At 61.5% G+C, this 12,687-nt stretch carries 14 protein-coding genes; 8 read left to right on the top strand and 6 right to left on the bottom strand.

The window, feature by feature from the left end:
• Positions 1-103 precede the first annotated feature (103 nt).
• Positions 104-976: a LysR family transcriptional regulator gene (locus QRN41_RS01725; protein WP_285421094.1), complete on the top strand. Its 873-nt coding sequence runs from the start codon at positions 104-106 to the stop codon at positions 974-976.
• On the opposite strand, the gene fecA is transcribed toward QRN41_RS01725, so the two are convergent.
• From fecA to QRN41_RS01740, 3 genes are all read right to left on the bottom strand, one after another.
• Positions 977-3,316, bottom strand: a complete 2,340-nt coding sequence (gene fecA / locus QRN41_RS01730; protein WP_285421095.1) for a TonB-dependent Fe(3+) dicitrate receptor FecA — start codon at positions 3,314-3,316, stop codon at positions 977-979.
• A 91-nt stretch (positions 3,317-3,407) separates the two neighbouring features.
• Positions 3,408-4,349: a FecR domain-containing protein gene (locus QRN41_RS01735; RefSeq protein ID WP_285421096.1), complete on the bottom strand. Its 942-nt coding sequence runs from the start codon at positions 4,347-4,349 to the stop codon at positions 3,408-3,410.
• Positions 4,346-4,834 (bottom strand): sigma-70 family RNA polymerase sigma factor, encoded by a 489-nt coding sequence (locus tag QRN41_RS01740; RefSeq protein WP_285421097.1) that lies wholly within the window; start codon positions 4,832-4,834, stop codon positions 4,346-4,348. The genes QRN41_RS01735 and QRN41_RS01740 overlap by 4 nt, the downstream gene beginning before the upstream one ends.
• A 169-nt stretch (positions 4,835-5,003) precedes the next feature.
• Here QRN41_RS01740 and QRN41_RS01745 point away from each other — a divergent pair, with 169 nt between their 5' ends.
• The 5 genes from QRN41_RS01745 to QRN41_RS01765 are packed head-to-tail and all read left to right on the top strand — an operon-like array spanning position 5,004 to position 8,767.
• Positions 5,004-5,306 carry a DUF3649 domain-containing protein gene (locus QRN41_RS01745; RefSeq protein WP_034137108.1) on the top strand — a complete coding sequence of 101 codons (303 nt, stop codon included), beginning with the start codon at positions 5,004-5,006 and terminating at the stop codon, positions 5,304-5,306.
• On the top strand, positions 5,303-6,877 hold the full coding sequence (locus QRN41_RS01750; RefSeq protein ID WP_034137109.1) for a PepSY-associated TM helix domain-containing protein: 1,575 nt from the start codon (positions 5,303-5,305) through the stop codon (positions 6,875-6,877). The genes QRN41_RS01745 and QRN41_RS01750 overlap by 4 nt, the downstream gene beginning before the upstream one ends.
• The gene (locus QRN41_RS01755) at positions 6,878-7,204 is read left to right on the top strand and encodes a DUF3325 domain-containing protein (RefSeq protein WP_034137110.1); all 327 of its coding nucleotides are present in this window, start codon (positions 6,878-6,880) and stop codon (positions 7,202-7,204) included.
• Positions 7,205-7,217: 13 nt separating this feature from the next.
• Entirely contained in the window at positions 7,218-7,793 is a 576-nt protein-coding gene (locus QRN41_RS01760; protein ID WP_376782726.1) for an RNA polymerase sigma factor, read from the top strand.
• The gene (locus QRN41_RS01765) at positions 7,790-8,767 is read left to right on the top strand and encodes a FecR family protein (RefSeq protein WP_285421098.1); all 978 of its coding nucleotides are present in this window, start codon (positions 7,790-7,792) and stop codon (positions 8,765-8,767) included. Before QRN41_RS01760 ends, QRN41_RS01765 begins: the two co-directional genes overlap by 4 nt.
• Here QRN41_RS01765 and QRN41_RS01770 read toward each other — a convergent pair whose 3' ends face one another.
• Both QRN41_RS01770 and yejK read right to left on the bottom strand, forming a co-directional pair.
• On the bottom strand, positions 8,768-9,118 hold the full coding sequence (locus QRN41_RS01770; RefSeq protein WP_034137113.1) for a glutaredoxin family protein: 351 nt from the start codon (positions 9,116-9,118) through the stop codon (positions 8,768-8,770).
• Positions 9,118-10,122 carry a nucleoid-associated protein YejK gene (gene yejK, locus QRN41_RS01775; RefSeq protein WP_010212893.1) on the bottom strand — a complete coding sequence of 335 codons (1,005 nt, stop codon included), beginning with the start codon at positions 10,120-10,122 and terminating at the stop codon, positions 9,118-9,120. The genes QRN41_RS01770 and yejK overlap by 1 nt, the downstream gene beginning before the upstream one ends.
• A 396-nt stretch (positions 10,123-10,518) precedes the next feature.
• On the opposite strand from yejK, the gene QRN41_RS01780 reads away from it, so the two are divergent.
• Both QRN41_RS01780 and QRN41_RS01785 read left to right on the top strand, forming a co-directional pair.
• Positions 10,519-10,800 carry an HU family DNA-binding protein gene (locus QRN41_RS01780; RefSeq protein WP_003188840.1) on the top strand — a complete coding sequence of 94 codons (282 nt, stop codon included), beginning with the start codon at positions 10,519-10,521 and terminating at the stop codon, positions 10,798-10,800.
• Between the two features lie 285 nt (positions 10,801-11,085).
• Complete coding sequence (locus QRN41_RS01785; protein WP_285421099.1) at positions 11,086-11,472, top strand: hypothetical protein; 387 nt, start codon at positions 11,086-11,088, stop codon at positions 11,470-11,472.
• Positions 11,473-11,574: 102 nt separating this feature from the next.
• Here QRN41_RS01785 and rlmF read toward each other — a convergent pair whose 3' ends face one another.
• Positions 11,575-12,594, bottom strand: coding sequence for a 23S rRNA (adenine(1618)-N(6))-methyltransferase RlmF (gene rlmF / locus QRN41_RS01790; protein ID WP_285421100.1), 1,020 nt, complete (start codon positions 12,592-12,594; stop codon positions 11,575-11,577).
• Positions 12,595-12,687 lie beyond the last annotated feature (93 nt).

Below are 12,687 nucleotides of genomic sequence, written 5' to 3' on the forward strand. Positions count from 1 at the left end.
TTCTCCTGTAAACAAAAATGGATTAGCTATTTTCAGGGGAATTGAATTCTTTATCCGTGATAAGTTTTCCGCCAGTTAGGGAATTAAAGGCGACAATCACATCATGGTCACCCCCCGTTTCGATGGCGTTGAATTGTTTTTGCAGATCGTTGAAAGCGGCAGCCTGACTGAGGCCGCCGAACGTTTGCACCTCACGCGGTCCGCCGTTGGCAAGGGCTTGGCGCGGCTGGAAGCGCGGCTGGGCACCTGTTTGCTACAGCGCTCCACCCGCCGTCAACGTCTGACCGAGGATGGCCAGGCGTACTACGAACATTGCTTGCGCGCCCAGGCGGAGCTGGAGGCTGCCGAATCGGTGCTGCAAAGCGGTCGGCAGCAACCGCGCGGGCGCCTGCGGGCGAGCGTACCGTTGGCGTTCGGTCATCACTACGCGGCGCCGGCGCTGTGGGGCTTGATGGACCGGTATCCAGGGCTGGAGGTGGAGATTTGCTTCGCCGATCGGCTGACGGACCTGGCGCAGGAAGGGTTCGATATTGCCGTACGCATCGGCGCATTGCCCGATACCGACCGGCTCAGCGCACGACGCCTGGGCGAACAAGTGATGGGCTTGGCCGCGTCACCGGCGTACTTGCAACGCACGGGACCGATCCATCATGTCGACGACCTTGCCAGTCGCCGTAGCATCGCCTATCGCAGCCAACCTACGCAGCGTGCCGGCATCGCCTCGCCGTTGATCATGGACGACCTACAGGCCGTGGCCGATGCCGCGATGGCGGGTGTCGGCCTGGCGTGGTTGCCGAGTTGGTTGATTGCCCATTACGTGCTGCGTGGGCAATTGCTGGTGGTGCTGCCGGACTGCCGTGAGCAGCCCGCACCGATCCATGTGATCTGGCCAACGGCCACTCACCTGCCGGCCAAGACGCGCTGTGCCATCGACGCGCTGGTGGCCGGCACGCCCTCGTGCCTGGCGGGCAGTTGATCAGAACGCGATGGAGGTCTGCACATACACCGTGCGCGGTTCGCCGACGTATTTGCCCTTGTTGTTGTCATCGAACGAACGGGTGAAGTACTGCTTGTTGAAGATGTTTTTCACCCCGACCGCGACGTTCAGGTCCGACAGCTGCGGGCCGAAGTCGTATGCCGCGCGGCTGCTGAACAGCATGTAGCCGGGGATGCGTCCATTGGCACCGTCGGCGGTTTCGGCACGGGTGTTGGCGTTGTCGGCAAACTGGCTGCTCTGGTAGCTGCTGTCGAGGTTGAGCTTCCAGGGGCCTTCGGTGTAACCCACGCCCAGCGTGCCCTTGTGTTTGGACGAGAAGGGCACGCGGTTGCCTTTGTTTGGGCCGTCTTCGCGGATGGTGGCGTCGACATAGGCGTAGGACGCGTACACGTCGAAACCGGCCAGGGCCGGGCTCAAACCGTCGAGGGCGTAGTTCACGCTGGTCTCGATGCCCTGGTGCCGGGTTTCGCCACGGGCGATCACCGAATCGTTGGTCTGGTTGCTTTCGTACTGATTGTCGAAGTTGATCAGGAACGCGCCGATTTCCGCGCGCAGGGTGCCGTTGTCATAGCGGGTGCCCAGTTCCCAGGTGCGGGCTTTTTCCGGTTTGACTTCGCCGCTGGTCACGCGATTGGGCATCTGGCTGTATTGCACACTGCCGAACGAACCTTCGGTGTTGGCGTAGAGGTTCCAATCGTCGGTGACGTGATACAGCACGTTGAGCGCCGGCAACGCGGTGTTGTAGTCGCCCTTGTACTTGACGTTGGTGAGGTTGTTGGTCTGCTGGGACTCGATCATCTCGTAGCGAATGCCCGGGGTGAGGGTCCATTTGCCGATATCGATCCGGTCGTCGATGAAAAACGCGTTGGCTTCGGTGCCGCCCCGGGTGTCGCGGTCGTTGCGGCTATCGGTGTTGGGGAGCTGCTGGTTATTGGCGTTGATCGGCGTGCGGTAGCGCAGTTCGTGGCCGGCTTCGTTGATATAGCGGTAGCCGACGCCGACTTCATGGCTGGTCGGGCCGAGGTCGAAGCCTTGGGCGAAGCGGGTTTCCAGACCGCGTACCCAGTATTCACGCGGCGACAGCGACAGGAACGTACCCTGGTCCAGGTAACCGCTGCGAAGGGTCTTGGTGAAGAAGCTGTTGACGGTGAATTCGCGACGGTCCTGCTCGTAGCGGTAGCCAACGTTGAACATCGTGCGGCGACCCCAGAATTTGTCGTAGGGGCGGGTGGACTGATACGGGTCGGCCTTGTAGTCCGCGACGTTCAAGCCGCCGGGCATATCGGCCTGGCCTTCGTAGTACTGCGCCATGGCATTGAAGCTGTTGGCGTCGTCGAGTTGGTACCTGCCTTTGAGAATCAGGTCGTCGATGCGTGTGTCGCTGTGTTCGCGCCAATCGCCGCCACGGGTGCCGGAGTACAGCAGCGCGCCGCCCAGGCCATTGTCGGCAGTGCCGCCGGCCAGCAAGTTGCCGGTGGTCTTGAAGCCATCGTGGCTGGAGGATGGGCTGGTTTCAGTCTGCAGGCCGCCTTTGACAGTGGGCGCGTCCGGGATCGCACGGGTCACGAAGTTGACCACGCCGCCGACGTTCTGTGGGCCGTAGCGTACGGCGCCGCCACCGCGTACCACGTCCACGGCGTCCATGTTACCCATGCTGATCGGCGCGAAGGACAACTGCGGCTGGCCATAGGGCGCGAACGGCACCGGAATTCCGTCCATCAGCACAGTAGAGCGCGAGGCCAAGCGCGGGTTGAGGCCACGGATGCCGAAGTTGAGCGCCATGTCGTGGCTGCCGGTGCCGTTGTTGTCCGGGGCGTTGACGCCGGGAATGCGGTTAAGCACATCGCGGGCCTGGGTGGCACCTTGGCGTTCGAACTCGTCGCGGCGGATCACGTCGCGGGCGCCGGGGTGTTCGAATACGTTGGTCTGTGCCGCATCGCCGAGCCAGTCGCCGACCACGCTGGAAGTACCCAACTCAATAGTGGCCGGTGCGCTGGCCGGTTGCACGCTGTAGGCGTTGTCGCCCTCGGCGCGTGCTTGCAGGCCGGTGCCTTCCAGCAGCTTTTGCAGGCCGTCGGCCGCACTGTAGTTGCCGGATAGGCCGCGACTCTGCAGGCCGGCGGTGACCTCGGAGCCGAACGAAATCAACACACCAGCTTCGCGGCCAAATTGATTGAGCGCCGCCTCAAGGGAGGCGGGGGCGATGTGATAAGGCTTGGTCTCGGCCGCCATCACCGACGGCAGCACCGTCAGGCTGAGGCTGGCGCCGAGCAGCAGTTGGCGCAGGGTGCGGGCGAGAAGGGTGGGTTGCTGGGGCATGACGGGCGGTCCTGAGAAGGGAAGGATCAAGGGGGCTTTCCTTCTCTGTCACGCGAGGTACGGAAAACGGCTCACGGTGTTTGGAAATAATTTAAGCGCGCGCCTGCACCGTGACCCAGTAGCGGGTGAAACGCCGGACTTTCACCGGCAGGCTTATTTCCAGCAGGTCGAGGATGCGCTCGCTGTCATCCAACGGATAGCTGCCGGAAATCAGCAGATTGGCCACCTGCGGATCGCAATTGAGCTGGCCGCGGCGATAGCGGCCCAGTTCGCCGAGGAAGTCTTCCAGGCGCATATGGGCGGCCATCAGCATGCCTTCGGCCCAGGCGCCGCTGTTGGCGTCGGTGGCGCGCGGCGTGTCCCAGCCCTTGCGGGTGAAATTGACCTGGCGCATCGCCTCCACCGTCAGCGGCAGGCCGCTGTAGGTGTTGGGCATCACCTCGACGCGGCCATTGAGCACCGCCACTTGAGTGTGGTCGTTGAACTGGCGCACATTGACGCGCGCGGCTTGGCTGCTGAGCAGGCCCTGGCCGGTCAGCACTTGCAGCGGGCTACTGCCGGAGTTGGCGTTGAGCAGGATCTCGCCTTCGAGCAGGCGCACCAGGCGTTGTTCGCCATCGAAATGCACATCCACCGCGCTGCCGGTGTTGAGCTGCAATTGGCTGCCGTCCGCCAACTGTACCTTGCGTCGCTGGCCGACGGGGCTGCGGTAATCGGCGGTCAGCGGCGGCAGGATATGCTGCTGGCGCAGGCTCCAGGCCGCGGCCGAGCCGGCACCCAGGATCAACAACAACTTCAACGCCTGGCGCCGACTGTTGGAGGTTGGCGCATTCAGCGCTGCGTGGGCCAAAGGCGAAGGCATGCCGCGCAGGCGTTGATTGACGCGTTGGATATGCTCCCAGGCGCGCTGGTGTTCGCTGTGGGCGTTCAGCCACTGCTGCCAGGCGGCCTGCTGACGCGGGGTGAGCGCGCCTTGCTGCATTTCCAGCAGCCAGTGCACAGCTTGTTCAGCCACCTGGTGGGAAACGTTCATAGGGCGAAGTAGCAGCGCAGCGCCGCTTTATGCAGGTGGCGTTTGACGGTGGCGATGGCGATGCCCAACTCGGCGCCGATCTGCGCGTAAGTGAGGCCGTCGAGCTGGGCCAGCAGAAAGGCGCGTTTGACCTGAACGGGCAGGCCGTCGAGCAATTGGTCCAGCTCCATCAGGGTTTGCAGGATGACTGCGCGTTCTTCTTCCGAGGGCGCTACCTGCTCGGGCATCTGCGCGAGAGTTTCGAGGTAGGCGCGTTCGAGGTCCTGGCGGCGATAGAAGTTGTACAGCACGCGCTTGGCCACGGTGGTGAGGAAGGCGCGCGGTTCGATCAGCGTCGGGGTTTCGCGGGCGGTGAGCACGCGGATAAAGGTGTCCTGGGCCAGGTCGGCGGCACTTTCCGGGCAGCCGAGCTTGCGTCGCAACCAGCCGGTGAGCCAGTGGTGATGGTCGTTGTACAAAACTTCGACGGTGTTGGACGGCGACAACGCGAACACTCCGCAAGCATCGGTAGGCGTTAGAGAACAAGAATTGTTCGCATTGTAGGGCCGGCAACGGGGTTCGGCAATCGCAACGGGGAGGTGATTCATCCGTTCTGTTTTGCTTATGAGAATATTTATCATTAATATTGCGCGCTGACGAACCTGGCGCCCTCCCATGAAAAGCAAACCCTCACTGCCTCTGGCTTACCGCTTTGCCGTCACGTCACGTGTGTTGGCGGCGGTCATTGGCGGCTACCTGATGGCCTCCCTGGCCAGTATCTGCCTGGCGCTGTGGTTGCCGACTTCTCGTGCCGACGCGGTGATCACCGGGATGATGAGTTCCTTTGTGTTCTATCTGCTGGCCGTGCTCTGGTGCTTCGCCTGCCGTAGCGCCATGCGCGCCTGGCTCGGCGTGATGCTGCCCAGTGCGGTGTTTGCCACCCTGGCGGGTCTGGGCTTTTGGATGGCGCGCACATGAAAGAAGGCTTCCGTCAGGCCATGGCCTGGTTGCACACCTGGGCCGGGTTGATCTTCGGCTGGCTGCTGTTCGCGATTTTTCTGACGGGCACCCTGGCCTATTTCAAGGAAGAGATCAGCCACTGGATGCAGCCCGAAGTACAGGCGCATCCGCTGGACGACGTGCGCAGCCTGAATGTGGCGCAACAGTACTTGCAGGAAAACGCCCCGACCGCCGCGCGCTGGTTTATCAACCTGCCGGATGCCCGCGACCCCGGCCTCTCGGTGATGTGGCAAGACAAAGTTGACCCCGGCAAACGCGGCAATTTCATACAGAAAACCCTCGACCCGCTGACCGGCCTCGCCGTGCAGGCTCGGGAAAGCATGGGCGGCGAGTTCTTCTATCGTTTCCACTTCCAACTGCAAATGCCCCATCCGTGGGGGCGCTGGTTGTCCACCCTGGCCGCGATGGTGATGTTGGTGGCGCTGATCACCGGCATCATCACCCACAAAAAAATCTTCAAGGACTTCTTCACCTTCCGCCCGCGCAAAGGCCAACGTTCCTGGCTCGATGGGCATAACGCCGTGGGTGTGCTGGTATTGCCGTTCCATTTGATGATCACCTACAGCAGCCTGGTGATTTTCATGAGCATGGTGATGCCGGCGCCGATCCTGGCCTCCTACGGCAACGACACACGGGCATTCTTCAGCGAAGTATTCCCGGCCACCGATAACGCCCCGGCCCTCGGCCAGCCTGGCCGCTTGCTGCCGTTGGCGTCGATGTACGAACAGGCGCGAGCGCAGTGGGCGGGCGGCCATGTCGGACGTGTGGCGGTGAATAATCCCAGCGATGTGAATGCGTCAGTGAATGTGTTCCGCGCCGGTTCCGACAGCGTGGTGCATGACTTTGGCAGCACCGTGTCGTTCAACGGCACCACCGGCGAGCTGCTGCGGGTCAGCGGCGAGCCATCGTTGCCGGCGGTGGTCGGCGGCAGTTTCTACGGTCTGCACATGGGCCATTTCGCCGGGCCGGTGTTGCGCTGGTTGTACTTTATTTGTGGCCTGGCGGGCACGGCCATGATCGGCACCGGGCTGGTGATCTGGCTGGGTAAGCGGCAACTCAAACATGCCAAAACCGATGGGATGCCGTTTGAACTGCGTCTGGTGGAAGTGCTGAACATCGCCAGCATGTCCGGGCTGTTGATCGCCATTGCGGCGTTTTTCTGGGCCAACCGGCTGCTGCCGGTGAGCTTCGCCGAGCGTTCCAGTTGGGAGGTGCAGGCGTTCTTCATCGCTTGGGGCTTGAGCCTGCTGCACGCGATCCTGCGCCGAGGCCGCCAGGGCTGGGTCGAGCAACTGAGCGTCGCCGCACTGCTGTTTATGGCAATCCCGGTGCTCAATGCACTGACCACTTCCCATCACCTGGGGGTGTCACTGGCCAGCGGCGATTGGGCCATGGCCGGGTTCGACCTGACGTGTCTGGCCAGCGGCCTGTTCCTCGCTTGGGCCGCCCGCAAGATGCAGCGTCGCAGCGCGCCGGCGGCCAAGCCAGAGCGCCCACGAACCTTGACTCTCAAGCGCGAGGCCCACTGAATGTTGATCGCGTTGTTGATGTGTTACGCCGGGTTTACCGCGTTGTGCCTGGCCACCGACCGTCACCATGGCGAACTGCTGCGCAGTAAACCGTCGCCCGCTCGGCGCCTGGGCTTACGTGTGGCGGGCTGGTTGTTGCTGACGCTGTCGATAGCGCCGGCGGTCGCAGTCGCCGGCTGGGCTCAAGGCTTGGTGGAGTGGTGCGCGGTGTTGATGCTCAGCGCTTTGCTGCTGGTGCTGTTATTGCCGTATCGGCCAAGGCTGGCCTTGATCCTGGCGGGCGTGGGCCTGCTGGCCAGTCCCGTTGCAGCCTTCGCCACCCTCTGAGCGTCTTTGCATGATGATCGGCACCCCACCGGATTCCCAGGACCCGCCCCAGGCCGATGCGCAGGGTGGACGCGCGCATTTTTTGCAGGTGTTCCTATCTCAGCGTTCACAGATGGAAGCCCTGGTGAATCGCCGCGTGGGCTGTCGCGCCACCGCGGCGGACTTGGTGCAGGACCTGTTCCTACGCTTCTGGCGTCGGCCCCTGGTGCAGGTCGAAGAACTCAGCACCTACCTGTTGCGTTGCGCGGGCAATATCGCCATCGATCACCTGCGTAGCGAAGGGGCGCGGGTGCGTAGCAATGAAGGCTGGCTGCCGGAACAGCATGACCACCAGGGCTGCGAACCCCAGGCGGCGCTGGAAGCGGGCAATGATCTGCGGCATGTCGAAGCGGCCCTGCGCAGCCTGCCCGAGCGCACCCGGCACATCTTTCTGCTCAACCGTATCCACGGGCGCAAATACGCTGATATCGCCAAGGCCATGGGGTTGTCCCAAAGTGCCGTGGAAAAACATATGATGCGTGCCCTCGAAGCCTGCAAGGCCAGCCTTCGCGAGCCATCGACCCCACGCACGCCAGGGAAAGCACCGTGAACCTCACCCCCACGCCCGACCAGGAAAAAGCCGCCCTGGCCTGGCTGAGCCTGCTGCACGACCAGCCCAGCAGCGGCGATCAGGCCACGTTCAGCCGCTGGTTGCGCGCCGACCCGGCCCACGTCGAAGCCTATGCCCAGGCCCAAGTGCTGTGGGAGTTGAGCGAAGTGCCCGCACGCCAGCTTGCGAATGAAGAGGCCCAAGCGCTGCAGGGCTACCTTGATGCGATGAACCGCTCGAAGCGTTCGCGGGCGGTGCGTTGGTCGGGCGCACTGGCCATGGCCGCGTGCCTGCTGCTGATGATTTCGATGGGCGCCGGCTGGCAGCCGTCGCGCTGGGTCGATGACTTCGGGGCCGACTATGTGAGCGCGCCGGGGGAGGTCAAGACTGTGACCCTGGCGGATAACACTCAAGTGACCCTGGATGCCGACAGCGCCATCGCGGTGGATTTCACCCACGGCGAGCGGCATATCCAGTTGCGGCGTGGCGCCGGCTTTTTCAGCGTGAGCCACACCGGTGAGCCGTTTGTGGTGGAGGCGGGCAGCGGTGAAGCACGGGTGCTCGGCACGCAATTTGAAGTGCGTCTGCAACCGGCGGGCGCGCAGGTGACGGTGTTGGCTGGGCGTGTTGGGGTGACAGCGTCGAAACAAGGCCGGCAACAGGTACTGACCGCCGGCCAGCAGATCGCTTATGCCGATGGCATCGCCCAGCCCCTGCATGCCGTCGACAGCGCATCGCGCCTGGCTTGGCGCGATGGTTGGCTCAATTACTACAAAGCGCCGTTGGCCGACGTGGTCGAGGACCTTGGACGTTACTACCCAGGCCGCATCCTGTTGCTAAACGACGTGATGGGCGCCAAGCGCGTCAGCGGCAGTTTCCCGAGCAAAGATCCACAGGCAGTGCTGAATGCGTTGCAGGCGGTGCTGGGCTTCGAGCAACACAACCTGTTGGGACGGCTGATCGTGGTGCGCTGATTATTTCAACGCCGCCATGATCTGTTCGGGCCGGTAGTCGCGAATCAGCGTGCCATTGACGTCCACAAACGGAATCCCGCCGCCGCCCAGCGCCTCGTACGCCTTGCGCGCCTGGGCGTCTTTTTCGATATCGAATTGCTGATAGGGAATGCCTTTCTGGTCCAGGAAGCGGCGAATCTGCTTGCAGTAGCCGCACCATTCGGTGGTGTAGAGCACCACGCGCGCATTGGCGCGAACCTGCTCGGACACCACCTGGGACGGGTTGAACACTCGCTCGATCTTGCCCCAGTTCTGAAAGACCACCACCACCAGCAACACCAGCAGGACTTTCTTGAACACCCCGCCGAGCATCAGTTGCGGCGCTTGAGCTGGTCGGTCAGTTGGGTGGGCAGGCCCTTGATGATCAAGGTGCCGGCGGCTTCGTCATACTCGATCTTGTCGCCCAGCAGGTGCGCTTCAAAACTGATGGACAAGCCCTCGGCGCGCCCGGTGAAGCGGCGGAACTGGTTGAGGGTACGTTTATCGGCCGGGATCTCCGGCGACAGGCCGTAATCCTTGTTACGGATGTGGTCGTAGAACGCCTTGGGCCGATCTTCATCGATCAGGCCGGACAGTTCTTCCAGGCCCATGGGCTCGCCGAGTTTGGCCTGGCTGCTGGCGTAATCCACCAGGGTCTTGGTTTTCTCGCGAGCGGATTCGTCCGGCAGATCTTCGCTCTCGACAAAGTCGCTGAAGGCCTTGAGCAGGGTACGTGTCTCGCCGGGGCCGTCGACGCCCTCCTGGCAGCCGATAAAGTCGCGGAAGTACTCCGAGACCTTCTTGCCGTTCTTGCCTTTGATAAACGAGATGTACTGCTTGGACTGCTTGTTGTTCTGCCACTCGGACACGTTGATGCGCGCCGCCAGGTGCAACTGGCCCAGGTCCAGATGGCGCGAGGGCGTCACGTCCAGCTCGTCGGTCACCGCCACGCCTTCGCTGTGGTGCAGCAGGGCGATGGCCAGGTAGTCGGTCATACCTTGCTGGTAGTGGGCAAACAGCACATGGCCGCCGGTGGAGAGGTTGGATTCTTCCATCAGCTTCTGCAGGTGCTCGACCGCCGTGCGGCTGAACGTGGTGAAGTCCTGGCCACCATCGAAATACTCCTTCAACCAGCCGCTGAAAGGGTGCGCGCCGGACTCGGCATGGAAGAAACCCCAGGCCTTGCCTTGTTTGGCGTTATAGCTCTCGTTGAGGTCGGCGAGCATGTTTTCGATGGCGGCGGACTCGGCAAGCTCGGAGTCGCGGGCATGGAGAACCGCAGGTGTGCCGTCGGGTTTTTTGTCGATCAGGTGGACGATGCAATGACGGATCGGCATAGGCTTCTCGGCTGGTTGAAGGGGAGCGGTTGGCCTCCCCGAAAAGTTGCCCAGTGTACCGCACCCATTGGCCAAGACACGCCTCGAAGGGGGTTTTGCACACCGTCCGACGGGGCATATGCCTTTTTTTCACGGTTTAGAGCGATAAAGCTGACCAAATGGGTAGGTAGAAGCGGATATTTCCCCGTCTCTGTGCTAGTTTTGCCCGGTCTTACGCCAAGTCTCGGCGATAAGCGTGCATTCAGCATTTGTCAGGTCGAACCAATCCCCGTTTCAAGCATCTATAACCCCGATCTCCGCGGTTATAGCCTGGGGTGCCAGACCTAGACGGTCGGGCTCGACGGCTGACACTGCACTCTGCAATCCATATGAATTTGATAGGGAAGGAACACCACAATGGCTATTACTAAAGACCAACTGATCGCTGACCTGGCTGAAGCAGTAGACGCACCGAAAACCACCGTGCGCGCTCTGCTGGACCAACTGAGCCAGGTTGTTGCCGATCAGCTGGAAAACGGCGGCGAAATCACTCTGCCAGGCGTTGGCAAACTGAAAGTGACCGAGCGTCCTGCCCGTACTGGCCGTAACCCTTCGACTGGCGCTGCCATCGAAATCGCTGCCAAGAAAGTTATCAAGCTGGTTGTGGCCAAAGGCCTGACCGACGCTGTTAACAAGTAAGACGCAGCAAAAAAAACCGTGCTTCGGAGCGATCCGGGCACGGTTTTTTGTTGCCTGTCGAAAAGCATAATCGGTGGGCGGCATACCTTGGGGTTGATAACCGTGGATCGTGGCGTTTTCAGGAGCGCTTTAGCAGATTTTTGAAGGTTCACCACTGTCAAAGTTGACAGTTGCGAGGTGAAAGACAAACAAGGTTAATAGCGAAGCTGCCTAGGCTAAAACCTTGGAGCAACGCCCCACGAAATATGAGGGGGCCGATTAACTCTTATTTATTGCGAGGTCATCATGTCCGCCGATAAGTTACCTGCCCCGGAAATTCTCTACTTAGTTAATGGCGCTATTACCTGTGAGAGTATAAAAAAAGAACATACGGCTCATGGTATCTGGGTGCGTGTGCCCAGCATCAGTCAGAACATGAAATTTCACTGGCATGCCACTGCAGATTCGACCTCAGGAGGGACCGACGTAAAAGTAATGTTAAGTGTAACGCCCGGTCACGATGGCCGTACATTCCTCAAACCTTATAATGAGCTACTCGCTCCAGTGCGGCGTGGTGAATTGACACTGAGTTACTCGTATACCGACGCGAGCGGTACTGAGTTTCACTCAAAACCTACAACAGTGGGTATTGAGCTGCTTTCAGTAGGCGGCCAACTGTGCAACCTCTCTTGAATTTATCAAGTGCGCCCTATCGATCAATAACGTTTGATCCGGGCAGGGCGCATTTAATAAATTTATCGCGGGCACTGTGAACTTAGCGTCATCCTCAATTGTTTATCTCATCCATCGAGATGTCCGCCAGATCTGCTGCTCGTTCTTGGTCTGGAAGGTCCAGGCGACGAAGCGGCTGTGTTTCTGGCCTTGGGACATCTCCACCACCTGGCTCTCCAGCGCGCCGGCTTTTTTCAGCGCGGTCTCGATGGCGGGCAGGTTCGACGCTTTCGACACCAGGGTGCTGAACCACAACACCTTGTGGGCAAAGTGCGCGCTCTCGGCGATCAGTTGCGTCACGAACCGCGCCTCGCCGCCCTCACACCACAGCTCGGCCGACTGGCCGCCGAAGTTCAGTACCGGCAACTTACGCTTGGGATCGGCCTTGCCCAGGGCGCGCCACTTGCGTTCGCTGCCCTTGGTGGCTTCGTCCATGGACGCGTGGAACGGCGGATTGCACATGGTCAGGTCAAAGCGCTCGCCCGGCTCCAGCAGGCCCAGCAGGATCTGCTTGGGGTTGGTCTGCTGGCGCAGCTGGATGACCTTGCTCAGGTCGTTGGACTGCACGATGGCCTTGGCGGCGGCCACGGCAATCGGGTCGACCTCCGAGCCGAGGAAGTTCCAGCGGTACTCCATATAGCCAATCAGCGGGTAGACGCAGTTGGCGCCCATGCCAATATCCAGCACCTTGACGATCGAGCCGCGTGGGATCTTGCCGTCGTTGACACTGGCCAGCAGATCGGCGAGGAAATGCACGTAATCGGCACGCCCCGGTACCGGCGGGCAGAGGTAATCCGCTGGGATATCCCAATGCTGGATACCGTAGAAAGCCTTGAGCAACGCGCGATTGAACACCCGCACCGCATCCGGGCTGGCAAAGTCGATGCTTTCTTTGCCATAGGGGTTGGTGATCACGAATTGCGCCAGTTCGGGCGTGGTCTTGATCAACGCCGGGAAGTCGTAACGGCCCGTGTGGCGGTTGCGCGGGTGCAGAGTCGCCTCTTTGCGCGGCACCACGGGCTTGGCTGGGGCGGCGGATTTAGGCTTCTTGCGCGGAGGTTTGGGCGTAGTGGGGGCGGTCATGATGATTCTGGTGTTGGCTCAAAGTGGCGGCCATTGTCACACATTCCCGAGGAAAGCTTGGTCAAATGTGGGAGGGGCGGTGGCAGTGCTGCC

Origin of the sequence: Pseudomonas sp. efr-133-TYG-23 (assembly GCF_030209215.1) — a bacterium.
Taxonomy (GTDB): domain Bacteria; phylum Pseudomonadota; class Gammaproteobacteria; order Pseudomonadales; family Pseudomonadaceae; genus Aquipseudomonas; species Aquipseudomonas rhodesiae.

What these genes read in the sequence shown, in the direction of transcription:
- QRN41_RS01770 (WP_034137113.1), bottom strand. Translation starts at nt 9,118, where the DNA reads ATGCTCGGCGGGGTGTTCAAGAAAGTCCTGCTGGTGTTGCTGGTGGTG.
- QRN41_RS01750 (WP_034137109.1), top strand. Translation starts at nt 5,303, where the DNA reads ATGAAAGAAGGCTTCCGTCAGGCCATGGCCTGGTTGCACACCTGGGCC.
- QRN41_RS01785 (WP_285421099.1), top strand. Translation starts at nt 11,086, where the DNA reads ATGTCCGCCGATAAGTTACCTGCCCCGGAAATTCTCTACTTAGTTAAT.
- rlmF (WP_285421100.1), bottom strand. Translation starts at nt 12,594, where the DNA reads ATGACCGCCCCCACTACGCCCAAACCTCCGCGCAAGAAGCCTAAATCC.
- QRN41_RS01745 (WP_034137108.1), top strand. Translation starts at nt 5,004, where the DNA reads ATGAAAAGCAAACCCTCACTGCCTCTGGCTTACCGCTTTGCCGTCACG.
- QRN41_RS01755 (WP_034137110.1), top strand. Translation starts at nt 6,878, where the DNA reads ATGTTGATCGCGTTGTTGATGTGTTACGCCGGGTTTACCGCGTTGTGC.
- fecA (WP_285421095.1), bottom strand. Translation starts at nt 3,316, where the DNA reads ATGCCCCAGCAACCCACCCTTCTCGCCCGCACCCTGCGCCAACTGCTG.
- QRN41_RS01725 (WP_285421094.1), top strand. Translation starts at nt 104, where the DNA reads ATGGTCACCCCCCGTTTCGATGGCGTTGAATTGTTTTTGCAGATCGTT.
- QRN41_RS01780 (WP_003188840.1), top strand. Translation starts at nt 10,519, where the DNA reads ATGGCTATTACTAAAGACCAACTGATCGCTGACCTGGCTGAAGCAGTA.
- QRN41_RS01760 (WP_376782726.1), top strand. Translation starts at nt 7,218, where the DNA reads ATGATCGGCACCCCACCGGATTCCCAGGACCCGCCCCAGGCCGATGCG.
- yejK (WP_010212893.1), bottom strand. Translation starts at nt 10,122, where the DNA reads ATGCCGATCCGTCATTGCATCGTCCACCTGATCGACAAAAAACCCGAC.
- QRN41_RS01735 (WP_285421096.1), bottom strand. Translation starts at nt 4,349, where the DNA reads ATGAACGTTTCCCACCAGGTGGCTGAACAAGCTGTGCACTGGCTGCTG.